The 21,850-nt window shown below is 72.3% G+C and carries 26 protein-coding genes; 16 read left to right on the forward strand and 10 right to left on the reverse strand.

All coding sequences use genetic code 11. The features are described 5' to 3' along the window. Nucleotides 1–65: 65 nt before the first annotated feature. Nucleotides 66–2,492, reverse strand: a complete 2,427-nt coding sequence (locus ACFPGP_RS07750; RefSeq protein WP_378588988.1) for a penicillin-binding protein — start codon at nucleotides 2,490–2,492, stop codon at nucleotides 66–68. Between the two features lie 197 nt (nucleotides 2,493–2,689). Between ACFPGP_RS07750 and ACFPGP_RS07755 the strand changes: the two genes are divergently transcribed. Further along, nucleotides 2,690–2,977 carry a WhiB family transcriptional regulator gene (locus ACFPGP_RS07755; protein WP_378588990.1) on the forward strand — a complete coding sequence of 96 codons (288 nt, stop codon included), beginning with the start codon at nucleotides 2,690–2,692 and terminating at the stop codon, nucleotides 2,975–2,977. Nucleotides 2,978–3,022: 45 nt separating this feature from the next. Here the strand turns inward: ACFPGP_RS07755 and bagB are convergent, their stop codons facing one another. Then, complete coding sequence (gene bagB / locus ACFPGP_RS07760; protein ID WP_378588991.1) at nucleotides 3,023–4,213, reverse strand: ArsA family ATPase; 1,191 nt, start codon at nucleotides 4,211–4,213, stop codon at nucleotides 3,023–3,025. A 2-nt stretch (nucleotides 4,214–4,215) separates the two neighbouring features. Further along, nucleotides 4,216–5,250 (reverse strand): ATPase BagA, encoded by a 1,035-nt coding sequence (gene bagA, locus ACFPGP_RS07765; protein WP_378588993.1) that lies wholly within the window; start codon nucleotides 5,248–5,250, stop codon nucleotides 4,216–4,218. A 94-nt stretch (nucleotides 5,251–5,344) separates the two neighbouring features. Here bagA and ACFPGP_RS07770 point away from each other — a divergent pair, with 94 nt between their 5' ends. The 5 genes from ACFPGP_RS07770 to ACFPGP_RS07790 all read left to right on the forward strand — a co-directional run bounded on the left by ACFPGP_RS07770 (nucleotide 5,345) and on the right by ACFPGP_RS07790 (nucleotide 8,484). After that, the gene (locus tag ACFPGP_RS07770) at nucleotides 5,345–6,154 is read left to right on the forward strand and encodes a CoA transferase subunit A (protein ID WP_378588995.1); all 810 of its coding nucleotides are present in this window, start codon (nucleotides 5,345–5,347) and stop codon (nucleotides 6,152–6,154) included. Between the two features lies 1 nt (nucleotide 6,155). Next, nucleotides 6,156–6,785, forward strand: coding sequence for a CoA transferase subunit B (locus ACFPGP_RS07775; protein ID WP_378588997.1), 630 nt, complete (start codon nucleotides 6,156–6,158; stop codon nucleotides 6,783–6,785). Next, the gene (locus tag ACFPGP_RS07780) at nucleotides 6,782–7,456 is read left to right on the forward strand and encodes a VOC family protein (RefSeq protein ID WP_378588998.1); all 675 of its coding nucleotides are present in this window, start codon (nucleotides 6,782–6,784) and stop codon (nucleotides 7,454–7,456) included. Before ACFPGP_RS07775 ends, ACFPGP_RS07780 begins: the two co-directional genes overlap by 4 nt. A gap of 70 nt (nucleotides 7,457–7,526) precedes the next feature. Beyond that, nucleotides 7,527–8,129 carry a dihydrofolate reductase family protein gene (locus tag ACFPGP_RS07785; RefSeq protein WP_378589000.1) on the forward strand — a complete coding sequence of 201 codons (603 nt, stop codon included), beginning with the start codon at nucleotides 7,527–7,529 and terminating at the stop codon, nucleotides 8,127–8,129. A 58-nt stretch (nucleotides 8,130–8,187) separates the two neighbouring features. Continuing rightward, nucleotides 8,188–8,484 (forward strand): hypothetical protein, encoded by a 297-nt coding sequence (locus ACFPGP_RS07790; protein ID WP_378589002.1) that lies wholly within the window; start codon nucleotides 8,188–8,190, stop codon nucleotides 8,482–8,484. 4 nt (nucleotides 8,485–8,488) lie between these two features. On the opposite strand, the gene ACFPGP_RS07795 is transcribed toward ACFPGP_RS07790, so the two are convergent. Beyond that, the gene (locus ACFPGP_RS07795; RefSeq protein ID WP_378589003.1) at nucleotides 8,489–8,704 is read right to left on the reverse strand and encodes a hypothetical protein; all 216 of its coding nucleotides are present in this window, start codon (nucleotides 8,702–8,704) and stop codon (nucleotides 8,489–8,491) included. 44 nt (nucleotides 8,705–8,748) lie between these two features. Here ACFPGP_RS07795 and ACFPGP_RS07800 point away from each other — a divergent pair, with 44 nt between their 5' ends. The 4 genes from ACFPGP_RS07800 to ACFPGP_RS07815 are packed head-to-tail and all read left to right on the forward strand — an operon-like array spanning nucleotide 8,749 to nucleotide 11,058. Further along, on the forward strand, nucleotides 8,749–8,907 hold the full coding sequence (locus ACFPGP_RS07800) for a DUF4177 domain-containing protein (RefSeq protein ID WP_378589004.1): 159 nt from the start codon (nucleotides 8,749–8,751) through the stop codon (nucleotides 8,905–8,907). Nucleotides 8,908–8,910: 3 nt separating this feature from the next. After that, nucleotides 8,911–9,369 carry a RidA family protein gene (locus ACFPGP_RS07805; RefSeq protein ID WP_378589005.1) on the forward strand — a complete coding sequence of 153 codons (459 nt, stop codon included), beginning with the start codon at nucleotides 8,911–8,913 and terminating at the stop codon, nucleotides 9,367–9,369. Beyond that, nucleotides 9,369–10,226, forward strand: a complete 858-nt coding sequence (locus tag ACFPGP_RS07810) for an NUDIX hydrolase (protein WP_378589007.1) — start codon at nucleotides 9,369–9,371, stop codon at nucleotides 10,224–10,226. Before ACFPGP_RS07805 ends, ACFPGP_RS07810 begins: the two co-directional genes overlap by 1 nt. A gap of 4 nt (nucleotides 10,227–10,230) precedes the next feature. After that, the gene (locus ACFPGP_RS07815) at nucleotides 10,231–11,058 is read left to right on the forward strand and encodes an MBL fold metallo-hydrolase (RefSeq protein WP_378589008.1); all 828 of its coding nucleotides are present in this window, start codon (nucleotides 10,231–10,233) and stop codon (nucleotides 11,056–11,058) included. Between the two features lie 55 nt (nucleotides 11,059–11,113). Here ACFPGP_RS07815 and ACFPGP_RS07820 read toward each other — a convergent pair whose 3' ends face one another. The 4 genes from ACFPGP_RS07820 to ACFPGP_RS07835 all read right to left on the reverse strand — a co-directional run bounded on the left by ACFPGP_RS07820 (nucleotide 11,114) and on the right by ACFPGP_RS07835 (nucleotide 14,128). After that, complete coding sequence (locus ACFPGP_RS07820; RefSeq protein WP_378589010.1) at nucleotides 11,114–11,791, reverse strand: Crp/Fnr family transcriptional regulator; 678 nt, start codon at nucleotides 11,789–11,791, stop codon at nucleotides 11,114–11,116. A gap of 160 nt (nucleotides 11,792–11,951) precedes the next feature. Beyond that, nucleotides 11,952–12,323 (reverse strand): fluoride efflux transporter CrcB, encoded by a 372-nt coding sequence (gene crcB / locus ACFPGP_RS07825; protein ID WP_378589012.1) that lies wholly within the window; start codon nucleotides 12,321–12,323, stop codon nucleotides 11,952–11,954. Then, complete coding sequence (crcB, locus tag ACFPGP_RS07830) at nucleotides 12,320–12,802, reverse strand: fluoride efflux transporter CrcB (RefSeq protein ID WP_378589014.1); 483 nt, start codon at nucleotides 12,800–12,802, stop codon at nucleotides 12,320–12,322. Before crcB (ACFPGP_RS07830) ends, crcB (ACFPGP_RS07825) begins: the two co-directional genes overlap by 4 nt. Before the next feature lie 42 nt (nucleotides 12,803–12,844). Then, the gene (locus tag ACFPGP_RS07835) at nucleotides 12,845–14,128 is read right to left on the reverse strand and encodes an ArsB/NhaD family transporter (protein WP_378589015.1); all 1,284 of its coding nucleotides are present in this window, start codon (nucleotides 14,126–14,128) and stop codon (nucleotides 12,845–12,847) included. A 92-nt stretch (nucleotides 14,129–14,220) separates the two neighbouring features. On the opposite strand from ACFPGP_RS07835, the gene ACFPGP_RS07840 reads away from it, so the two are divergent. Genes ACFPGP_RS07840 through ACFPGP_RS07860 form a run of 5 tightly spaced genes read left to right on the forward strand, consistent with a single transcriptional unit; the run spans nucleotide 14,221 to nucleotide 17,943 of the window. Beyond that, nucleotides 14,221–14,685 carry a CBS domain-containing protein gene (locus ACFPGP_RS07840; RefSeq protein ID WP_378589017.1) on the forward strand — a complete coding sequence of 155 codons (465 nt, stop codon included), beginning with the start codon at nucleotides 14,221–14,223 and terminating at the stop codon, nucleotides 14,683–14,685. 21 nt (nucleotides 14,686–14,706) lie between these two features. Then, nucleotides 14,707–15,426: an endonuclease III gene (nth, locus tag ACFPGP_RS07845; RefSeq protein WP_378589019.1), complete on the forward strand. Its 720-nt coding sequence runs from the start codon at nucleotides 14,707–14,709 to the stop codon at nucleotides 15,424–15,426. Then, nucleotides 15,423–16,043, forward strand: coding sequence for a TlpA family protein disulfide reductase (locus ACFPGP_RS07850; RefSeq protein WP_378589021.1), 621 nt, complete (start codon nucleotides 15,423–15,425; stop codon nucleotides 16,041–16,043). The genes nth and ACFPGP_RS07850 overlap by 4 nt, the downstream gene beginning before the upstream one ends. Then, on the forward strand, nucleotides 16,040–16,771 hold the full coding sequence (locus ACFPGP_RS07855; protein ID WP_378589023.1) for an NUDIX hydrolase: 732 nt from the start codon (nucleotides 16,040–16,042) through the stop codon (nucleotides 16,769–16,771). The genes ACFPGP_RS07850 and ACFPGP_RS07855 overlap by 4 nt, the downstream gene beginning before the upstream one ends. After that, nucleotides 16,768–17,943, forward strand: coding sequence for a MarP family serine protease (locus tag ACFPGP_RS07860; RefSeq protein WP_378589025.1), 1,176 nt, complete (start codon nucleotides 16,768–16,770; stop codon nucleotides 17,941–17,943). The genes ACFPGP_RS07855 and ACFPGP_RS07860 overlap by 4 nt, the downstream gene beginning before the upstream one ends. A 58-nt stretch (nucleotides 17,944–18,001) precedes the next feature. Here ACFPGP_RS07860 and ACFPGP_RS07865 read toward each other — a convergent pair whose 3' ends face one another. Next, nucleotides 18,002–18,433 (reverse strand): phage holin family protein, encoded by a 432-nt coding sequence (locus ACFPGP_RS07865; protein ID WP_378589027.1) that lies wholly within the window; start codon nucleotides 18,431–18,433, stop codon nucleotides 18,002–18,004. 127 nt (nucleotides 18,434–18,560) lie between these two features. Here ACFPGP_RS07865 and nhaA point away from each other — a divergent pair, with 127 nt between their 5' ends. Beyond that, a complete protein-coding gene (nhaA, locus tag ACFPGP_RS07870; RefSeq protein WP_378589029.1) occupies nucleotides 18,561–19,751 on the forward strand; it encodes a Na+/H+ antiporter NhaA in 1,191 nt (396 codons plus the stop codon). Nucleotides 19,752–19,804: 53 nt separating this feature from the next. Here the strand turns inward: nhaA and acs are convergent, their stop codons facing one another. Continuing rightward, complete coding sequence (acs, locus tag ACFPGP_RS07875; RefSeq protein ID WP_378589031.1) at nucleotides 19,805–21,805, reverse strand: acetate--CoA ligase; 2,001 nt, start codon at nucleotides 21,803–21,805, stop codon at nucleotides 19,805–19,807. Nucleotides 21,806–21,850: the final 45 nt, after the last annotated feature.

Raw genomic sequence — 21,850 nt, forward strand, 5'->3', positions numbered from 1 at the left:
TCACAGCTCACTCCGAGGCAAGCCCCCGATCAGCCGCCTGTGACCAACGTGGTGGCCGGGTACAGCTAGCGGCCGCCGCCGCCGTTGCCGCCACCGTTGCCGCCACCGGGCGGGACGCCGCCCTGGCCGGGCGGGGTCCCGCCGCCACCGGTGCCACCACCGCCGGTGTCTCCGCCGCCGTTGTTCTCCGGCGGCGGCTGGTAGACCACCCCGGTGGAGGGGTAGATCGTCACGATCGCGCCCGAGGACGACAGCGTCCCGGAGCTGGGGGAGGTGTAGGCGACCGTGCCGTAGCTGTAGCCCGAGTCGCGGTACTCGTCGCTGACCACCACGCTGAACCCGGCGTTCTCGAGCGCCTTGGTGGCAGCGGAGATGGTCATGCCGCCGACGTCCGGGACGGTGCCCGGGGCGCCCTCGATCGCGCTCAGGTCGGGCGACACGAAGGCCTCGTCGGGCAGCATGCCCTCGATCGCCTTCATGGCGTCACCCCAGATCGGGCCTGCCGTCGTCGAGCCGAAGGCCGAGGCGATCGTCGTCCCGCCGATGGTCTGCCCGTTGAGCGTGGTCTGGGTCCCGTCGAAGTTGGCCCCGGCGACCATCGCGGCCGCCGCGAGGTTCGGCGTGTAGCCGACGAACCACACCGCCATGTTGTTCTGGATGGTGCCGGTCTTGCCGGCGTCGGGCTGGTTCATCGAGATGCCGGCGTCGTAGCCGAAGCCGCCGGGGTCGAGCACGCCCTTGAGGATGTCGTTGATCGCGTCGGCCTGGGCCTCCTCGAGGAGCCGCGTGCACTGCGGCTGGTACTCCTTGAGGGTGTTCCCGTTGGAGTCCTCGATGGAGGTCACCGCGCGGGTGTCGCAGTGGACCCCGCGGGCCGCGAAGGTCGCGTAGGCCTCGGCCATCTCGAGCGGGTCGGTGTTCGCGACGCCGAGCGTGAACGACGGGACCATCTGGCTGTCCTCGGAGTTCGGCGGGGTCAGCGTGATGCCCATGGCGCGGGCCAGCTTGTAGGGCTCGCACAGGCCGGTCGCCCGCTCCAGCTGGGCGTAGAAGGTGTTCACCGAGTGCTGGGTGCCCGTGTAGAGGTTGAAGGTGCCGGCCCCGGTCGAGTTCTCGACGTTCCAGACCTGCGTCGAGGGGTAGTTGCCGTCGCAGGTGCGGAAGCTGCCCTGGTTGAGGGCGAGCGTCTGGGGCGAGTAGATCGAGGTGTTGAGCGGGATGCCCTTCTTGATCGCGGCCGCCAGGACGAAGGCCTTGAACGTCGAGCCCGCCTGGAAACCGCCGGAGTCGCCGTACTCCTTGGGCACGACGTAGTTGAGGTAGGTCTGGCCCGCCTCGCGGTCGCGTCCCATCGGCCGCGACTGGGCCAGGGCCCGGAGGTCGCCGGTGCCGGGCTCGACCATCGCCAGGCCGCCGATCGCGCGATCGGTCGGGTAGACGTGGCTGGAGACCGACTTGTCCGCGGCCGCCTGCATGTCGAGGTTGATCGTGGTGTTGATGGTGAGGCCACCGGTGCGCAGCAGCTGCTTGCGCTCCGCGACCGTCTTGCCCAGGGCGGGGTCGTCGGCGAGCACGTTGAGCACGTAGTCGCAGAAGAAGGGGGCCCGGGAGTAGACGCAGCCGTTCTTGGCGCGCTGGACGTGGAGCCCGAGCCCGGAGTCCTTGGTCTTGGCCGCCTGCTGGTCGGTGATCACGCTGAGCTCGGCCATCCGGTCGAGCACCACGTTGCGGCGCTTGAGCGCCTCGTCGGGGGAGTTGGTGGGGTCGTAGCCCGTCGGGTTTTTCACCAGCCCGGCGAGCATCGCGGACTGCCGGAGGTCGAGGTCCTTGGCGTTGACGTTGAAGTAGTGACGGGCCGCGGACTGGATGCCGAAGGCGCCGTCGCCGAAGTAGGCGATGTTGAGGTAGCGCTCGAGGATCCAGTCCTTGGAGTAGTTCTGCTCGAAGGCGATCGCGTAGCGCAGCTCGCGGATCTTGCGGGCGTAGCTCTCCTCGGTCGCGGCGAGCCGCTCCGCGCGTGTGTTGGCCTGCGAGACCAGGGTCAGCTTGACCATCTGCTGGGTGATCGAGGAGCCGCCCTGCACGGTCGAGTCGCTGGCCTGGTTGGTGATCAGCGCGCGCAGCGTGCCCTTGAGGTCGAGCGCGCCGTGCTCGTAGAAGCGGGAGTCCTCGATCGCCACGATCGCCTTGACCATGGTCCGCGAGATCTGGCTCAGCGGGACGTTGACGCGGTTCTCGTCGTAGAGGGTGGCGATCACGTCGCCGTTGACGTCGAGGATCCGCGTGCGCTGCGGGAGCGCCTCGGTCTTGAGCTCGGTCGGCAGGTTGTCCATGGCGCGCGAGACGTCGCGTGCGGCGAGCCCGGCCACGCCCGCGAACGGGATCGCGAGCCCGGCGACCAGCAGGCCCACCACGGCGGCGACCGCCGCCATCACGCCGAGGTGCGAGAGCACCCGGCTGGCGGGGAGTCGTTCGTCGGGAGGCACGGCCATGCGGCCGAGAATACGGGAGTCCCGGGTGACCCGACGATTCGTGGCCCCCGGGAACTAGTCACAACGGACTACGGGAATTGGGCAGTACGGACCTTCTGCGGGGACCCTTCCTTCTTTTAGTTTTTCGTCAAGAGGGGGACCCGTGGGTGATGTCAGTGGGGATGTCACCTTCTCGGACGGATGTGGGGAACGTCGACATGTGGATTGAAGACTGGGCTCCGTCGGCTGCGTGCCGACAGGCCTCGCCGGACGCGTTGTTCGTGCGTGGTGCGGAGCAGAACAAGGCAAAGCAGCTGTGCACCGGTTGCCCGGTGCGCACCGAGTGCCTGGCAGAGGCTCTGGACAACCAGATCGAGTGGGGTGTCTGGGGAGGGATGACGGAGCGCGAGCGTCGTGCGCTCCTGCGTCGCCGTCCGAACGCCTCCTGGCGAGCCGTCCTCGAGGCGGCCCGCGAGAGCGGCCAGAAGGTGTCTGCCAACGCGTGACACCTGTGTGATCCTGCTGCGCCGGCGGCGGTGCCCTGCCTCTTCCTAGGCGGGAACGTCGCCGGCCAGCAGGTCACCGACCCGGCGGAGGCCGTCGAGGTCGTGCACGTCCCCGGCGAGCGCCGGGACCACAGCGGTCGGCACCGTCGGGTGCGCCGTGGCGAAGCGGTCGCGCAGCGACTCCTCCCGGACGACCATCCGGGTGCGGTCGGCGTGCAGCCGCAGCAGCCCGCCGGCGAGCGAGCCGGGGTGCTCGCGCCACAGCCGCTCGGAGGCTGCCATCGCCTCGTCGGCCGACAGGTCGCCACGGGGCGCCGGGCTCGCCCGGTTGACGACCAGCCCGGCCAGCGGCATGTGGTCCTCGCCGAGCCGTTCGACGAAGTACGCCGCCTCGCGCAGCGCGTCGGGCTCCGGTGCCGCGACGACGAGGAACGCCGTCCCGTCGGCCTGGAGCAGCTCGAACGTCTTCTGCGCGCGCTGGCGGAAGCCGCCGAACAGCGTGTCGAAGGCGGCCACGAAGGTCTGCATGTCGCGCAGCACCTGCGCGCCGATGATCTTGGTCAGCGTGTTCGTGATCATGCTCAGCCCGGCCGTCATCATCTTCGCCGGGCCGCGCGCGGGCGCGAGGAGCAGCCGGATGAACCGGCCGTCGAGGAAGCTCGAGAGCCGCTCCGGGGCGTCGAGGAAGTCGAGGGCGGAGCGCGAGGGCGGGGTGTCCACGACGATCAGGTCGTAGGTGCGGTCGCGCTGGGCGTCGCGGTGGATCTGCCCCAGCTTCTCCATCGCCATGTACTCCTGCGTGCCGGCGAAGGAGCTCGAGAGCGCGATGTAGAAGGGGTTCTCCAGGATCTGCCTGGCCTTCTCCGGCGAGGCCTGGCTCTCGACCACCTCGTCGAAGGTGCGCTTCATGTCGAGCATCATCGCGTCGAGCGCGCCCCCGGCCGTGCCGTCGACGCCGACGACGGGGCGCGGGGTGTTGTCGAGCTGCTCGATGCCCATGGACTGCGCGAGGCGGCGGGCGGGGTCGATCGTCAGCACGACGACACGGCGTCCCCGCTCGGCCGCCCGCAGCGCGAGGGCCGCGGACGTGGTGGTCTTGCCGACACCGCCGGAGCCGCAGCACACGACGATGCCCGTGCCGGGGTCGTCGAGCAGCTCGTCGATGTCGAGGTCGGGCGCCTTGGCCGCCGTGCTGGCGAGCGGTCCGTAGCGGGCGCGGTGCTGGGTGGGTGCCACGTCTACCCCAGCCCCTGTGCCTTGAGCGCGGCGGCGAGCTCGTAGAGGCCGCCCATGTCGACGCCGTCCGCCAGGCGGGGCAGCTCGTACGTCGGCGCGTCGAGCTCCTCGACGAGAGCTCGCTGGGTGTCCTCGAGCTCGCGCCGCTCGGCGTGGTCGGCGGCCTCGGCGAGCAGTCCGGCGACCAGGTCGTCGTCGGCGTCGACGCCCGCCGACTTGAGCTCGGCGGCCAGGGCGGTGGGGTCGACCTGCTGCTCGCGGATCGCGGCGACCGTGGCGTCGTCGAGGTCGCGGGGCCGGACGAGGTTGACGATGACGCCGCCCACGGGGAGGCCCTCGCGGCGCAGCTCGGCGATGCCGTCGGCCGTCTCCTGCACCGGCATCTCCTCGAGCACCGTGACCAGGTGCACCGCCGTGCGCGGCGAGCGGAACAGCGTCATCACCGTGTCCGCCTGCGACTTGATCGGCCCCATCTTCGCCAGCCCGGCGAGCTCGCTGTTCACGCCGAGGAACTGCGCGATCCGCCCGGTGGGCGGCGCGTCGAGCACGACGGCGTCGTACTGGCGGACGTTCTTGCCGCGCCGGCCCTCCTTCGCCGCCTCGAAGACCTTGCCGGTCAGGAGCACGTCGCGCACGCCCGGCGCGATCGTCGTCGCGAACTCGACGACGCCGAACCGGTCGAGCGCCTTGCCGGCGCGACCGAGCCGGTAGTACATGGCGAGGTACTCCAGCAGCGCCGACTCCGGGTCGATGTGCAGCGCGTAGACCGTGCCGCGGCGGCCTGGGTGGTCGACGTGGGGGTCGGCGAGGCCGGCGGCGATCCGGCGCTCCTCGTACGGCAGCGGGTCGACGTCGAACATCCGGGCGATGCCCTGGCGCCCCTCGACCTCGCACAGCAGCACGTTGCGCCCGTGCGAGGCGAGCGAGAGGGCGAGCGCGGCCGCGACGGTGGACTTCCCGGTGCCGCCCTTGCCGGTGACGATGTGCAGCTTCACGCGCGGCCAGTCGCCGGCCGGCGGTGCAGGTGCGGGGGTCACGCGGCAAGCCTAGGGGGCGCCCCTGCGCGGCCCGAGGGGCGAGAAGTGCGTGTGGCTAGGATCACGAGCGGTTGCCGACGGCGAGGAGGGTGTGGTGGACAAGGTCGTGGCCAGCGCTGCTGAGGCGGTGGCGGACATCCCGAGCGGGGCTCGGCTGGCAGTGGGTGGGTTCGGCCTGTGCGGGATCCCGTCGGTGCTGATCGAGGCGCTGCTCGAGACCGGCGCGGACGACCTCGAGGCGGTGTCGAACAACTGCGGCGTGGACGAGTGGGGGCTGGGACGGCTGCTGTTCGCCAAGCGGCTGCGGCGGATGATCTCCTCCTACGTCGGGGAGAACAAGGAGTTCGCGCGGCAGTACCTGCACGGCGAGCTCGAGGTCGAGCTGACGCCGCAGGGCACGCTGGCCGAGCGGATGCGGGCCGGTGGCTCGGGCATCCCGGCGTTCTACACCGCGACCGGTGGCGGCACCCAGGTCGCCGAGGGCGGCCTGCCGTGGAAGTACGACACCGAGGGCAACGTGGTCGTGTCGTCCCCGCCGAAGGACACCCGGGTCTTCGAGACCCACGAGGGGCCGAAGGAGTTCGTGCTCGAGGAGGCGATCGTGGCCGACTTCGGGCTGGTGCGGGCCTGGAAGGGCGACCGCCACGGCAACCTCGTCTACCGCGACTCCGCGCGCAACTTCAACCCGCTCGCCGCGATGTGCGGCCGGGTGACCATCGCGGAGGTCGAGGAGCTCGTCGAGCCCGGCGAGCTCGACCCCAACAACGTGCACACGCCCGGGGTCTACGTGCAGCGCGTGGTCGCGCTGACCCCCGAGCAGGCCGCGGACAAGCGGATCGAGCGGGTCACCACGCGCCCGCGGCCCTCTGTCGCCAGCGGGACCGATGAGCAGGGGAGGAGCTGACATGGCCTGGTCGCGTGAGGAGATGGCCGCGCGGGCGGCCTCGGAGCTGACCGACGGGTCCTACGTGAACCTCGGCATCGGCCTGCCGACGCTGGTGCCCAACTACGTCGACGACGACGTCGAGCTGGTGCTGCAGTCGGAGAACGGGATCCTGGGCGTGGGCGCCTACCCGTTCGAGGGCGAGGAGGACCCCGACCTGATCAACGCGGGCAAGGAGACGGTCACCATCCGCCGCGGGGCGTCGTTCTTCGACTCCGCCACGTCGTTCGGGATGATCCGCGGCGGCAAGATCGACGCCGCGATCCTCGGCGCGATGCAGGTCTCGGCCTCCGGCGACATCGCGAACTGGATGATCCCCGGGAAGATGGTCAAGGGCATGGGCGGCGCCATGGACCTCGTCCACGGCGCCAAGCGGGTGATCGTGCTGATGGAGCACGTCGCCAAGGACGGCTCCTACAAGATCGTCGAGGAGTGCTCGCTGCCCTACACCGGCCGCGGGGTCGTGCAGCGGATCATCACCGACCTGTGCGTCCTCGACGTGACCCCCGCCGGGCTCAGCCTGGTCGAGCTCGCCCCCGGCGTCACCGAGGACGAGGTGCGGGAGAAGACCGAGCCCGAGGTGCTGACTTGAGCATCGCGCGCTGGCAGGACCTGTGCGTCGACGCGGTGGACCCGCGCCGGCTGGGAGGGTTCTGGGCCGGCGTGCTCGGCCTCGAGCTGCACGAGCGCGAGGACGGGCTGGTCCACCTCGACGGCCCGACCCCGCAGCACCGGGTGTGGGTCAACCGCGTGCCAGAGCCGGTCACCGTCAAGCAGCGCGTGCACCTCGACGTGCACACCCGGTCGGTGGACGACGTGCTCGCGCTCGGGGCGACGCCGCTCGACACCACGTCGTTCCGCTGGCAGGTGCTGCGCGACCCCGAGGGCGGTGAGCTGTGCACGTTCGAGCGGCCGGAGGTCGCGTCGTACCGGCTCTACGAGGTGGTGGTCGACTGCGCCGACCCCGAGCCGGTCGCCCGGTGGTGGGCCGAGGTGCTCGGCGGGCGGCTGGGCCACGAGCACGACGTGGCCTGGTGGTGGGTCGAGGAGGTCCCCGGCATGCCGTTCGACGGCCTGGTGTTCGTGCCGGTCGAGGAGCCGAAGACCGTCAAGAACCGCATCCACTGGGACGTGCAGACCGACGACCTCGACGCCCTCGTCGCTCACGGCGCGCGGGTGCTGCGGCCGCGTGACGACGACATCTCGTGGACGGTGATGGCCGACCCTGACGGCAACGAGTTCTGCGCCTTCGGGGTCGGCTGACCGGTCCGGCGATGAGTCACCGGCCGGTACCCGGTCGGTCCTGCAGGACCCGACGCAGGAGGGCAGCACCATGGCCAAGGTCATCGCCGGCATCACCATGTCGCTCGACGGCTACGTCACCGGGCCGGACGACGGACCGGGCAACGGTCTCGGGACCGGCGGCGAGCGCCTGCACCACTGGGTGTTCGGCGGCCCCTGGACCTACGCCACCGAGCGGTCGGCCGGCTCGATGGGCGGGGCCGACAAGGAGTTCTTCGACAGCCTGGTCGCGACGGTCGGCGGCGGGCTGGTCGGCCGCGGGATGTACGACGCGGCCGGCGGCTGGGGCGGCCGCAACCCGTTCCCCGGGACGCTCGTCGTGCTCACCCACCGGGTCGAGGACCAGCCGGCACCCGGGGCGGGCTTCGAGTTCGTCTCCGGCTGGGACGCCGCGCTGGCCCGGGCCCGCGAGCACGCGGGCGACCGCGACGTCTCGCTCGGCGGGGGTGCGGACGTGATCCGCCAGGGCCTGGCCGCGGCCGTGGTCGACGAGCTGGCGGTCTCCGTGGCGCCCGTGGTGCTCGGGGCCGGCAAGCGGCTCTTCGAGGGCTTCACCCGCGACCTCGACCTCGAGATCCTCTCCGTGCACCACTCGCCGTACGCCGTGCACACGCGCTACCGCGTGCTCCGATGACCGCGGCTACCCCATCCTGATGACGGCGCGCGCCTGACCGACGTGTGACACTCCCGGCGTGGCACGACCGGTCCCGCGTCGGCGGGCAGCACCGAGCTCGGGTGGTCCCGGCTGGGGGAACGTCCTCCTCGACGCGCTCCTGCTGCTGGTCGTCGTCGGGGTCGGGGTGGGGATCGCGGAGGCCCTCGACTGGCGCAGCCGCTCGTTCCGCGTCCTCTTCTTCGGGGTGGTCCTGCTCGGGCTGGTCGTCGGCTACGCCGTGATGATCGCCTGGAACGCCGCCCACGAGGGTGACCGGTCGCGGCGGTCCGCCCGCCACGCCCGTGGCCGGCGGGCCGCCCGTCACCAGCACTGACGGGTCAGTGGCGTTCCTCGAGGCCGGTCGCCCCGCGCAACCGGCGTACGGCGTCGCCGTGGTCCGGCTCGTCGTTCGCGCGCGAGGCCATCAGGTCGGCCACGATCACCGCGAAGAACGGCGCCCGGCTGACCACCTGGTTGACCGCCTCGACGGACTTCTCCAAGGCGCCGCGGCCGTCGCTCGGGTGCCGGTCCCGGGCTGCGTCGCTCCTGTCCACCGCCTCACCCTCGGGCCCTCCTCCCGCCGGAGTAGGGTCCCGGCATGACCAAGTGGGAGTACCTGACCGCGCCGATCCTCACGCACGCGGCCAAGCAGATCCTGGACAACTTCGGGGCCGAGGGGTGGGAGCTCGTGCAGATCGCGCCGGGCATGAGCCCCGAGAACCTCGTCGGCTACTTCAAGCGCCCGGTGGAGGGCTGAGCCATGACGCACCCCGAGGAGCAGCTCGCCGCCCTGGGCCTGGCGGTCCCCGAGGTCGCCACGCCGGTGGCCGTCTACGTCCCGGCCGTGCGGTCGGGCAACCACGTCTACACCTCCGGCCAGCTGCCGATGCGTGACGGCGCGCTGATCACCACCGGCAAGGTCGGCGGCGCGGTCACGCCCGAGCAGGCCGTCGAGTGCGCGCAGCAGTGCGCCCTCAACGCGCTGGCCGCGATCAAGCAGGTCGTCGGCGACCTCGCCGAGGTCAAGCGCGTGGTCAAGGTGGTCGCGTTCGTGGCCTCCACGCCCGAGTTCACCGGCCAGCCTCAGGTCGCCAACGGCGTCTCCGAGCTGCTCGGCCAGGTCTTCGGCGACGCGGGCGTGCACGCCCGCTCGGCCGTCGGCGTCCCGGTGCTGCCGCTGGACGCGCCGGTCGAGGTCGAGCTCCTCGTCGAGGTCTGATGCACCGCCTGGCCCTGCCGCCCGAGCTGGTCGCGCAGGCGGCGTCGTACGCCGACGGGTCGGCCACGCCGGCTGAGCCACGCAACGCCGCGACCGTGGTGCTGCTGCGCGAGCCGGGCGAGGCGGCGGCCGGGCCCGAGGTCTACCTGCTGCGCCGCCAGGCGTCGATGGCCTTCGCGGCCGGGATGTGCGTCTTCCCGGGCGGTGGCGTCGACCCCCGCGACTTCGACCACACGGTGGCCTGGGCGGGCCCCACCCCCGCGGAGTGGGCGGCGCGGCTCGGCGTCGACGAGGCCCTGGCCCGGGCGCTGGTCTGCGCCGCGGTGCGCGAGACCTTCGAGGAGTCGGGGGTGCTGCTCGCAGGGCCTTCGGACGATGAGGTCGTCGCCGACACCACCGGTGACGACTGGGAGGCCGACCGGGTGGCGCTGGAGGGGCGCGACCTCGCGTTCACCGAGTTCCTCGACCAGCGCGGTCTGGTGCTGCGCAGCGACCTCCTCGGCGTCTGGTCGGGGTGGCTGACGCCGGTCTTCGAGCCGCGGCGCTACCGCACGTGGTTCTTCGTCGCGGTGCTGCCCGAGGGCCAGCACACCCGCGACGTCTCGACGGAGTCGTCGTCGGTGACCTGGCTGCCGGCGATCCGCGCGGTCGAGCAGGTCGAGGCCGGCGAGATGTTCATGCTCCCGCCGACCTACCTCACCTGCCTCGACGTCGCCGAGCACGCCCACCCCGACGCGGTGCTGGCCGAGGCCGCCGGTCGCGACGTCGAGATGTTCACCCCCGAGGTCGTCGAGGACGGCGAGGAGTTCGTGCTCTCCGTGCCGCCGCGGTACGCCGACCTGCTGGCGCGGCGGTGAACCGGTGAGCGCGGTGCCGCCGGGGGCCTGGCACGGCGGCACCTTCGGCGCACGCGGCACCTGCGTGCTCGCGCCCAACCCCGACATCATGACGCTCGACGGGACCAACACCTGGGTGCTGCGCGAGCCCGGCGCCCGCCGCTCGGTCGTGGTCGACCCGGGGCCCGAGATCGTGGCCCACCTCGACGCGGTGGCCGCGGTGGCGGGCGACGTCGGCGTCGTGCTGCTCACCCACCACCACCTCGACCACTCCGAGGCCGCCCGCACCTTCGCCGAGCGGGTCCGGTGCGGCGTGCGCGCGCTCGACCCGGCGTACCGGCTGGGCGACGAGGGCCTCGGCGCCGGCGACGTCGTCGAGGTCGACGGCCTCGAGGTGCACGTGGTCGCGACCCCCGGCCACACCGCCGACTCGCTCTCGTTCCTGCTGCCGGCCGAGCACGCCCTGCTCACCGGCGACACCGTGCTCGGGCGCGGCACCACCGTGGTGGCCCACCCCGACGGCCAGCTCGGCGCCTACCTGGACTCCCTCGACCGGCTGCACGCGCTCGCCGAGGCACGCGAGGCCACCACGATCTGGCCCGGGCACGGCCCGGTGATCGACGACGCCCTGGCCGCGCTCACCTACTACCGCGACCACCGCGCCGAGCGGCTCGCGCAGGTCGAGGCCGCGGTCGCGCAGCTACGCGACGCCCCGCACCCCGAGGGCCTTGCGGTCGACGAGCTGCCACGCCGGGTGGTCGAGATCGTCTACCAGGACGTCGACCCGGTGCTCTGGGGCGCGGCCGAGCTCTCGGTCCGCGCCCAGCTGGCCTACCTCGCCGAGCGGAGCTGACGACGGGCTTGCGTCATGCGCTCTGCCGGTCAGGACCGGCGGGGCGTATGACGTCCTAGCGGGCGCGGCGCTGGAGCCGCTCGACGTCCATGATCACGACCGACCGCGGCTCGAGACGCAGCCAGCCGCGCGAGGCGAAGTCGGCGAGCGCCTTGTTCACGGTCTCGCGGGAGGCGCCGACCAGCTGGGCGAGCTCCTCCTGGGTGAGGTCGTGGTGGACGTGGATGCCGTCGTCGGCGGTGCGGCCGAAGCGGTCGGCGAGGTCGAGCAGCGCCTTGGCCACGCGGCCGGGCACGTCGGAGAAGACGAGGTCGGCGTTGACGTCGTTGGCCTTGCGCAGCCGGCTGGCGATCTGGGCGAGCAGCCCGCGCGCCACCATCGGCCGGCCCTCGAGCCAGCGCAGCAGGTCGTCGTGGGAGAGCGAGGCGAAGGTCGCGTCGGTGACCGCGGTGACGGTAGCCGAGCGCGGGCCCGGGTCGAAGAGCGACAGCTCGCCGAACATCTGGCCGGGGCCGAGGATCGCGAGGAGGTTCTCGCGGCCGTCGGAGGAGGTGCGGCCGAGCTTCACCTTGCCGTCGAGCACGATGTAGAGGCGGTCGCCGGAGTCGCCCTCGTGGAAGAGCACGTCGCCACGCTGGAGCCGGCTCTCGCTCATCGAGGCCCGCAGCGCGGTCGCGGCCTCGTCGTCCAGCGCGCTGAACAGCGGTGCCTGACGCAGTACGTCGTTGTCCACGACGGATCCTCCTCGGGTCCTCGGGGCGAGCCGCTCCCGGCGCCGGGGCGCGGTGGCTCAAGTCACAGTGCGATGCATTCTTGCACCAAACGGTCGGGGTGCGGACCACGGTGCGCCACGGCGGCCCCGACGCCGCCCACCGGCGACGCGAGGAGGAGGGTCACCCGAGCGCACCGAGGGCGTAGCCGCACACCGCGGCGGCCGTGCCCACGAGCAGGCTGACGGCGACGTTGACGACCGCGTGGCGGACAGCGCCCTCCTCCACGAGGCGCACCGTCTCGTAGCCGAACGTGCTCCAGGTCGTCAGGGCGCCGCAGAGCCCGGTGCCGACGACGAGCAGGACGGTGTCGGGGACGTCGTGGGTCGAGGCGAGGCCGAGCAGCACCCCGAGGACGAACGATCCGACGACGTTGACCACGACGGTCCCCCAGGGGAGGACGCTGTCGTGGCGGGCCTGCACGGCACGGTCGACCAGGTAGCGCCCCGGTGCGCCCACGGCAGCGCCCAGGCACACCCAGAGCACGCCGGTCACGGTGTCTCCCCGTCGCGGACCGGCAGCACGGCCCGGGCCAGGACGACCCCGGCGACCACACCGGCGAGCGCGAGGACGAGGGTGCCGAGCCAGTAGGCCAGTGCCAGGCCGGGGTGCCCCGTGCGCAGCAGCCCGGCGGTCTCGGCGGTGTAGGTCGAGAACGTGGTGAAGCCGCCGAGCACGCCCACGCCGGCGAAGGGGCGCAGCAGCGGGTGGGCGCCCTGGATCTCGACGACGACGACCATGAGCACGCCGATCAGCAGGCACCCCGACACGTTGACCACCAGCGTCGACCACGGGACGGCGCCCTGCGGCGGCGGCCAGGCCTCGCCGGCGGCGTAGCGGGCGGTGGCGCCGACCATGCCCCCGACCGCGATCACGGGGAGCACGAGGCGGTGCCGGGTCAACTCGGTGCGCTGGTCGCTGTCGTGGAGGTCGACGTCCGGGTCGACCGGCCCGTGGTGGTCGTGGGGCTGCATCGCGTGCGCAGCGTACCCAACGCACCGCTGCCCGACAGGCACTCAGAGGTAGCGCAGCCAGAGGTACGGAACGCACAGGCCGACGGTGACGGCGGTGACCACCACGCCGTACCGGGTGAACTCCCAGAAGCCGATCCGGTGGCCCTCGCGCTCGGCGAGGCCGAGCATCACGACGTTCGCCGACGCGCCGATCGCGGTCGCGTTGCCGCCGAGGTCGGCGCCCAGCGCCAGCGCCCACCAGAGCACCTGGCCGTCGGGCCCGGCCTGGTCGACCAGCTGGGCGACGACGGGGCTCATCGTCGCGACGTAGGGAATGTTGTCGATGAGGGCCGACAGCAGCGCGGAGCCGCCGAGGAGGAGCATCGTGGCCAGGCCGAGGCGCCCGTCGGTCACCTCGGCCAGCCGGTCCGCGATGCCGCCGACGACTCCGGAGTCGACGAGAGCCCCGACCATGATGAAGAGACCGGCGAAGAAGGCGAGCGTGGGCCACTCGACCTCCCGCATCGCCTCGCCGACGGGGACGCGGGTCACGAGCAGCAGCAGTCCCGCACCGAGCAGCGCGACCACCGACGGCTCGTAGTGGAGCACCGGGTGCAGGACGAAGGCGATGACGACGAGGGCGAGCACGCCGAGCGAGATGGCGAGCATGCGGGGGTCCTCGATCGCCTGGCGCTCGTCGAGGTGCATCACCGCCTCCGCACGCTCGGGGTCACCCACGAGCTGGCGGCGGAAGAGCCAGCGGCACAGCAGCAGGAAGACGCCCATCAGCACGACCACGATCGGCGTCATGTGCACGAGGAAGTCGTTGAACGTCAGGTCGCCGCGGCTGGCGATGATGATGTTGGGCGGGTCGCCGACGAGGGTGGCGGCGCCGCCGATGTTGGAGGCGAAGACCTCCGCGATGAGGAACGGCACCGGTCGCAGCCCGAGCTGGTCGCAGACCAGGAACGTCACCGGCGCCACCAGCAGCACGGTGGTGACGTTGTCGAGCACGGCGGAAGCGACCGCCGTGAGCACGCAGAGCAGCACCATCAGCCGGTAGGGGCGTCCCCGTGACCGCTTGGCGGCCAGGATCGCGAGGTACTCGAAGACGCCGGTACGCCGCAGCACCGCGACGATCACCATCATCCCCAGCAGCAGGAAGATGACGTTCCAGTCGACCCCGGTCGACTCCTCGAAGAACGCGCGGCGGGCGTCGCTCAGGTGGAGGAGCAGCATCAGCGCGGCGCCGGTGAGGGCGACCGTCGTGCGGTGCACCCACTCGGTGGCGAGCAGGACGTAGGCCCCGGCGAAGATCAGGACCGACAGGACGGCGACGGTGGTCACGGCGGCTCCGGGGTCGGGGACAGGACGCCGACCAGACTTCCCGGCACACCGGTCACCACCCTAGCCCTCGCGCGCGGAGGTAGCCTCGCGGCGTGCAGGCACACGAGCTCGCCACGCCGTACCCGACGGTCACCCTCGAGACGCCCGCCGACGAGGCGGCCCGCGTGCTCACCGAGCACCGCCGTCCGGGCCTGATCGTCGTCGACCGCCGCGGCCAGCCGCTCGCGGTGCTAGGCGCCTCGCAGTTCCTCAAGCTGCTGGTGCCCGGCTACGTGCAGGACGACCCGGCGCTGGCCCGGGTGCTGGACGAGAAGTTCGCCGACCAGTTCTGCGCCCGGCTCGCGGAGAAGTCCGTGAAGGACCTGATGCCGAAGGAACCCGCGCCGCTGCCCGTGGTGAACCCCGACGACACCGTGCTCGAGGTCGCCGCGATCATGGCCGCCCGCCGGAGCCCGCTGGTGGCGGTGGTGGCGCGCGACGACGACGGACCGCGTCTGCTCGGGGCGATCAGCGTGGCGGCGCTGCTCGAGCACGTGCTGCCTCCGCAGGTGTCCTAGGGCCCTTCTAGGCTGGTGGCCATGACGACCGCGGCGGACGACCCCGCGCCCTCGCGCACCAGCCTGGTCCGCCGCGCCCGCAAGATCGACCGGGTCCTCGCGGAGACCTACCCCGATGCGCGGTGCGAGCTCGACTTCGACGACCCCTTCCAGCTGCTCGTGGTCACGGTGCTCTCGGCCCAGACCACCGACAAGCGCGTGAACGCCGTCCGGCCGGTGCTCTTCGGCGCCTACCCGACGCCGGCGGCCATGGCTGCTGCCCCGCGGGACGACCTCGAGCGCATCATCGGCCCGCTCGGCTTCTTCCGCGCCAAGACCGAGTCGCTGCTCAAGCTCAGCGCCGCGCTGGTCGAGCGGTACGACGGTCAGGTCCCGCCGCGGCTCGACGACCTGGTCACGCTGCCCGGCGTGGGCCGCAAGACGGCGAACGTCGTGCTCGGCAACGCCTTCGACGTCCCCGGCATCACCGTCGACACGCACTTCGGCCGGCTCGCCCGGCGCTTCGGGTGGACCGAGGAGACCGACCCGGTCAAGGTCGAGCACGCGATCGGCGCACTCTTCCCCAGGCGCGACTGGACGATGCTCAGCCACCACCTGATCTGGCACGGCCGCCGCCGCTGCCACGCCCGCAACCCCGCGTGCGGCGCCTGCCCGGTCGCGCGCTGGTGCCCGGCGTACGGCGAGGGGCCGACCGACCCGGTCGCCGCGGCCAAGCTGGTGCGCACCGAGGGTCGCGCATGAGGCGAGCGCGCCGCGCGGCGGGTGCCGCCGCGGTCGGGCTCGTCCTGGTGGCGGGGCTGGCCTCCTGCGGCGACGGCGGCGTCCCGGTGCCCGGCGCGGCCAAGGTCGACGTCGACACCCCCGAGCTGCGCGCGGCGAAGAAGGCGGCCGGCGTCGAGGACTGCGTGCCCGGCACGGGTGAGCCGGTCGAGGGCGGCCTGCCCGAGGTGACGCTGCCGTGCCTCGGCGGCGGCCCCGACGTCGACCTGGCGGCGCTGCGCGGCCCGCTCGTGGTCAACCTCTGGGCGTCCTGGTGCGGGCCCTGCCGCAAGGAGATGCCCGAGATCCAGGCGTTCTTCGAGGCGCACGGCGACCGGGTGCCGGTGCTCGGGATCGACTGGGAGGATCCCCAGGTGGACGCCGCGATGGAGCTCGTGACCGACACGGGGGTGACCTACCCGCTCGTGGCCGACCCGGGCGGCGACGTCGCGGTCGTCGACGACATGGTCGTCAAGGGGCTGCCCGGCATCGTGCTGGTCGACGAGGACGGCGAGGTCGTCTACCGGGCGCTGGAGGTCGTCGAGTCGCCGCAGCAGCTCGAGGACCTCGTCACCGAGCACCTCGGGGTCGACCTGTGACCCGCGATCCCCGCGCGGTGCCCGACTGGCTGCGACCCGTGGCCGACGCGGCCCGGTCGATCACCGCGGGTGACCTGACGAAGTTCCTGCCGCCGCCGGGCAGCGACGCGCGGCGCGGGGCGGTGCTGATGCTGTTCGGCGAGGGCGACTCGGGTGGCGAGCTGCTGCTGACCGAGCGCGCCCACCACATGCGCTCCCACCCCGGCCAGGTCTCCTTCCCCGGCGGCTCGGTCGACCCGGGCGAGACCGCCGAGCAGGCGGCCCTGCGCGAGGCCGAGGAGGAGGTCGGGCTCGACCCGACCGGCGTCGTCGTCTTCGGCGAGCTGCCCGAGCTGTGGCTGCCGCCGAGCAACTTCGCGGTCACGCCCGTGCTCGGCTGGTGGGCCGAGCCGCACCTGGTCGAGGTGGTCAGCCCCGACGAGGTCCACGAGATCCACCACGTCGCGATCGCCGACCTGCTCGACCCCGACAACCGCATCTCGGTGCGTCACCCCCGCGGCTGGGTCGGCCCGGGCTTCCTGATCGGCCCCGAGCGCGACGTGATCCTCTGGGGCTTCACCGCGGGCATCATCGCCCGCCTCTTCGACTTCCTCGGCTGGTCCACGGCCTGGGACGAGACGCGCGCGCGCGACCTCCCGTCGTACATGCTCACGGGCGACCCGGGACGGGCCGACTTGCCGCCGTCGCACCGGGCCTCCCACGAGGACGGGGACGGAGACCCGCGGTGAACCTGCTCGACTGGCTGCTGGTGGTGCTGGTCCTCACCTACGCCCTCTCGGGCTACTGGCAGGGCTTCGTCACGGGCGCCTTCGCCACCGCGGGGCTGCTGCTCGGCGGCCTGTTCGGCGTCTGGCTGGCGCCGCTCCTGCTCGGCGACACCTCGCCGTCGCTGCTGGTCTCGCTCGCAGCGCTCTTCATCGTGATCCTCACCGCCTCGCTCGGGCAGGCGGTGCTGCAGTACACCGGCGCCCGGATCCGCGACAAGATCACCTGGCAGCCTGCCCGCGCGCTCGACGCCGTCGGCGGGGCTGCGCTGAGCGCGGCCGCGGTGCTGATCGTGGCCTGGGCGCTCGGGGTGGCGGTGGCGGGCTCGGGCATCAGCGGGATCACCGGCATGGTCCGCAACTCCGCGATCCTGGCGCAGGTCGACGAGGTGCTGCCCGACGCGGCCGGCAACACGCTCGCGGCGTTCAACGACGTCGTCGGCACCTCCTTCTTCCCGCGCTACCTCGAGCCCTTCGCCCCCGAGCGGATCGTCGAGGTCGGGCCGGGGCCGAAGCGGATGCTCACCGACCCCGACGTCGAGGCCGCGCAGGCCAGCGTGCTGAAGATCCGCGGCTCCAACTCCTGCGGCCGTGGCGTCGAGGGCTCCGGCTTCGTCTACGCCGAAGGTCGGCTGATGACCAACGCCCACGTGGTCGCCGGCGTCGACGACCCGGAGGTGACGATCGGCGACAGCGTCGTGGACGCCGACGTCGTCTACTACGACGAGGACATCGACGTCGCGGTGCTCGCGCTCGACACCTCCGGCATCACCCCGCTCCGCTTCGACCAGTCGGCGCAGGCCGAGGACGGCGTCGCGATCCTCGGCTACCCCCAGGACGGTCCGTACGACGTGCAGCCCGGCCGCATCCGGGCCGAGCAGCGCCTGCGCTCGCCCGACATCTACGGCGACGGCACGGTGATCCGCGAGGTCTTCTCGCTGCGCGGCCTGATCCGCCCCGGCAACTCCGGCGGCCCGATCGTCACCTCGGCGGGCGACGTCGCGGGCGTGGTCTTCGCCGCCTCGGTGACCGACCAGGACACCGGCTACGCGCTCACCGCCGAGCAGGTCGCCCGCAGCGCCGCCCTCGGCGTCTCCAACACGAGCCAGGTCGACACCGGCGACTGCGCCCGCTGAGGGGGGGTCTGTGAGTTTCAGCGCCTGGGCGGAGAAACTCACGAGGGGCCGAAACCGCTCAGTGCTCGCCCTTGAGGGCGCGGGGGATCTCCTGCGCCTGGGCGATCGCCTTCTCGGGTGCGCGCACCTTCTGCACCTTCTTCACGCCGATCCAGCCCAGCAGGGCGGCGATCAGCACGTAGACGGCGAAGACGATGAGGAAGGCCCACTGGAGCGCGAGGCCGTCGCCGTTCCAGTTGATGAGGTAGGCCAGGGCCATCGAGAACATCACGATCGCGAGCAGCACCAGGAACGCTGCACCGGCGAACAGGCCGATCCCGGTGCCACCGGCCCTGACGCTGACCTTGAGCTCGGACTTCGCCAGCTCGATCTCCTTGGAGATCAGCGTCGAGATGTCGCGGGTGGCGTCGGTGACCAGCCGACCGATCGTCGGGTCGTCCGGCGAGGGCCGGACGACGTCGCTGGAGCTGCGAACAGGTTCACTCGCCATGCGGCCGACCCTACAGGGAGGCGAGGGCTGCTCCGGCCGGTAGCATCCCCCGTGGTGAGCCGGGAAGCCTGGTCGGCGCGTCCGTGGGCATGCGCGGGCGGGTTCCCTACGCCGGAAGGTGCTGTGCATGGACGCCCCTCGTCGCGCGATCTTCCCGACACCGGGCTCGGAGGAGTCCTCGTTCCTCGGTGACCTGTTCCGCCAGGAGACCGTCGGCGGGATGCTCGCGCTGCTGGCTGCGGCCGTCGCCGTGGTCTGGGCCAACTCGCCGTGGAGCGCGTCGTACACCGAGCTGCTGCACCTGCAGGTCGGCCCGCTCGACATGGAGCACTGGGCCGCCGACGGCGCGCTGACCATCTTCTTCTTCGTCGCCGGCCTCGAGCTCAAGCGCGAGCTGGTCGTCGGCTCGCTGCGCCGGCCGGCCGACGCAGCGGTGCCGGTGGTCGCCGCGATGTGCGGCGTCGCGGTGCCGGCGCTCATCTACGTCGTCGTGAACCTCGTCGCGAACGACGGCCGCCCCGGCGGCTGGGCGATCCCCGCGGCGACCGACATCGCCTTCGCGCTCGCGGTGCTGGCCGTGGTCGGCTCCAACCTCCCGACCGCGCTGCGCGCCTTCCTGCTGACGCTCGCGGTCGTCGACGACCTCATCGTGATCATCATCATCGCGGTCTTCTTCACCGAGCAGCTGCACTGGCTCCCGCTGCTGCTCGCGTTCGTCGCGTTCGCGGCCTTCGCCCTGCTGCAGCGGTTCCGGGTGACCTCGCCCCTGCTCTACGTGCCGATCGCCGTCGCCGCCTGGTGGCTGGTGCACGAGAGCGGCATCCACGCGACCATCGCCGGCGTCGTGCTCGGCCTGCTGGTCCGCGTACGACGCGACCCCGGCGAGGAGCAGGCTCCCTGCGAGCGACTCGAGCACCGGCTCCAACCGCTCTCGACGGCCGTGGCCGTCCCGTTCTTCGCGCTGCTCTCGGCCGGGGTCGCGCTCGACCTCGGCTCGGGGCTGCTGGGCAACCCGATCGTGGTCGGCATCGTGCTCGGCCTGGTGCTCGGCAAGCCGATCGGCGTCTTCGGCGGGGCCTGGCTGGTCGCCCACCTCACCCGTGCCGAGCTCAACGAGGACCTCTCCTGGCGCGACGTCGGCGGCGTCGCCGTCCTCGCCGGCATCGGCTTCACGGTCTCGCTGCTCGTCGCCGAGCTCTCCTTCGAGGGCGACGACCGCAACCTGGCCAAGGTCGCCGTCCTCGGCGGCTCGGTGATCGCCGCCGTCCTCGGCGCGCTCGCCCTCGGCCACCGCGACCGCTTCCACGCCACCCCGTGAATCCACGCTGACCCGCCGTTGGTCAACGGCGGGTCAGCGTGGATTTGCCGGGCTCAGGCGTCGGCGGCCGGGCCCTGCCCCGAGGTCAGCCTGTTGGAGATCAGGTCCATCACCGTGGAGTCGGCGAGGGTGGTCACGTCGCCCACGTCGCGGTGCTCGGCGACGTCCTTGAGCAGGCGCCGCATGATCTTGCCGGACCGGGTCTTGGGCAGCTCGGGGACGATCATGATCTGGCGCGGCTTGGCGATCGCGCCGATCTCCTTGGCCACGTGGTTGCGCAGCTCCTGGACGAGGTCCTCGGACACCGCGCCGGTGTCGTCGGTCGCGGACTCGCGCAGGATCACGAACGCGCACACCGCCTGGCCCGTGGTCTCGTCGGCGGCGCCGACGACGGCGGCTTCAGCCACCCGGGGGTGCGAGACCAGCGCCGACTCGATCTCGGTCGTGGAGAGCCGGTGGCCCGAGACGTTCATGACGTCGTCGACGCGCCCGAGCATCCAGAGGTCGCCGTCCTCGTCCTTCTTCGCGCCGTCCCCGGCGAAGTAGAAGCCCTTGGCCTGGTAGCGCGCCCAGTAGGTGTCGCGGAACCGCTGGTCGTCACCCCACAGGGTGCGCAGCATCGCCGGCCACGGCTCGGTGAGCACGAGGTAGCCACCGGAGCCGTTGGGCACCGCGTTGCCGTCGTCGTCCACCACGTCGGCCCCGACGCCGGGCAGCGCCTTCATCGCCGATCCCGGCTTGCCGTGGGTGACGCCGGGCAGCGGGCTGATCATGATCTGCCCGGTCTCGGTCTGCCACCACGTGTCGACGACCGGTGCCTGCGAGGCGCCGATGGTCTCGCGGTACCAGATGTAGGCCTCGGGGTTGATCGGCTCGCCCACCGAGCCGAGCAGCCGGACCGAGGAGAGGTCGAACTTCGCCGGGATGTCCGAGCCCCACTTCATGAAGGTCCGGATCGCGGTGGGTGCGGTGTAGAAGATCGTCACGCCGTACTTCTCGATGATCTCCCACCAGCGGCCCTTGTGCGGGCTGTCGGGGGTGCCCTCGTACACGACCTGCGTGACGCCGTTCGCCAGCGGCCCGTAGACCATGTAGGAGTGGCCGGTCACCCAGCCGACGTCCGCGGTGCACCAGTAGACGTCGGTCTCGGGCTTGAGGTCGAAGACCGACCAGTGCGTGTACGACGTGCCGACGAGGTAGCCGCCCGTCGTGTGCAGGATGCCCTTGGGCTTGCCGGTGGTGCCCGAGGTGTACATGACGTAGAGCGGGTGCTCGCTGTCGTGCGGCTCGGCGGTGTGCTCGGCCGACTGGCCGTCGACGACGTCGTGCCACCACACGTCGCGGGTGTCGTCCCACGCGACCTCCTGGCCGGTACGGCGCACCACGAGGACCTTCTCCACCCGCTGGCCCTGGCTCGCGGCCTTGCCGACGGCCTCGTCGACCGCGGGCTTGAGCGCCGACGGGGCACCGCGGCGGTAGCCGCCGTCCGCGGTGATGATCACGCGGGCCTCGCAGTCCGCGACCCGGTTGGCGAGCGCGTCGGCGGAGAAGCCGCCGAAGACGACCGTGTGGGGGGCGCCGATCCGCGCGCAGGCGAGCATCGCGACCACGGTCTCGGGGATCATCGGCAGGTAGATCGCGACCCGGTCGCCCTTGCTGACGCCGAGCTCGAGCAGCGCGTTGGCGGCCCGGCAGACGTCGTCCTGCAGCTGGGCGTAGGTGATGTCGCGGGTGTCGCCCTCCGGCTCGCCGACCCAGTGGAGGGCGACCTTGTCGCCGCGCCCGGCCTCGACGTGCCGGTCGACGCAGTTGTACGCCGCGTTGATGGTGCCGCCGACGAACCACTTCGCGAACGGCGGGTCGTCCCAGTCGAGGACGCGGTCCCACTTCTGGCCCCAGTCGAGGCGCTCGGCCTGCTCGGCCCAGAACGCCTCGCGGTCGGAGGCGGCGCGGTCGTAGGCCTCCTCCTTCACGTTCGCGTTCGCGGCGAGCTCGGCCGGCGGCTCGAAGCGGCGCTCCTCGTGGAGGAGGTTCGACAAGGTCTGGTCGGTCATCTGCTGCTCCTGGCTCCTGCTCACTCTGGGTGGACGGCGCGTGGT

It is taken from the genome of Nocardioides taihuensis (assembly GCF_042657275.1).
GTDB classification, from domain to species: domain Bacteria; phylum Actinomycetota; class Actinomycetes; order Propionibacteriales; family Nocardioidaceae; genus Nocardioides; species Nocardioides taihuensis.

Bases quoted from the DNA above. Each gene is read 5' to 3' on its own strand.
- ACFPGP_RS07750 (WP_378588988.1), bottom strand. From the start codon at position 2,492: ATGGCCGTGCCTCCCGACGAACGACTCCCCGCCAGCCGGGTGCTCTCG.
- ACFPGP_RS07755 (WP_378588990.1), top strand. From the start codon at position 2,690: ATGTGGATTGAAGACTGGGCTCCGTCGGCTGCGTGCCGACAGGCCTCG.
- ACFPGP_RS07775 (WP_378588997.1), top strand. From the start codon at position 6,156: ATGGCCTGGTCGCGTGAGGAGATGGCCGCGCGGGCGGCCTCGGAGCTG.
- ACFPGP_RS07785 (WP_378589000.1), top strand. From the start codon at position 7,527: ATGGCCAAGGTCATCGCCGGCATCACCATGTCGCTCGACGGCTACGTC.
- ACFPGP_RS07800 (WP_378589004.1), top strand. From the start codon at position 8,749: ATGACCAAGTGGGAGTACCTGACCGCGCCGATCCTCACGCACGCGGCC.
- ACFPGP_RS07805 (WP_378589005.1), top strand. From the start codon at position 8,911: ATGACGCACCCCGAGGAGCAGCTCGCCGCCCTGGGCCTGGCGGTCCCC.
- ACFPGP_RS07810 (WP_378589007.1), top strand. From the start codon at position 9,369: ATGCACCGCCTGGCCCTGCCGCCCGAGCTGGTCGCGCAGGCGGCGTCG.
- crcB (WP_378589014.1), bottom strand. From the start codon at position 12,802: ATGCAGCCCCACGACCACCACGGGCCGGTCGACCCGGACGTCGACCTC.
- nth (WP_378589019.1), top strand. From the start codon at position 14,707: ATGACGACCGCGGCGGACGACCCCGCGCCCTCGCGCACCAGCCTGGTC.
- ACFPGP_RS07850 (WP_378589021.1), top strand. From the start codon at position 15,423: ATGAGGCGAGCGCGCCGCGCGGCGGGTGCCGCCGCGGTCGGGCTCGTC.
- ACFPGP_RS07865 (WP_378589027.1), bottom strand. From the start codon at position 18,433: ATGGCGAGTGAACCTGTTCGCAGCTCCAGCGACGTCGTCCGGCCCTCG.
- nhaA (WP_378589029.1), top strand. From the start codon at position 18,561: ATGGACGCCCCTCGTCGCGCGATCTTCCCGACACCGGGCTCGGAGGAG.
- acs (WP_378589031.1), bottom strand. From the start codon at position 21,805: ATGACCGACCAGACCTTGTCGAACCTCCTCCACGAGGAGCGCCGCTTC.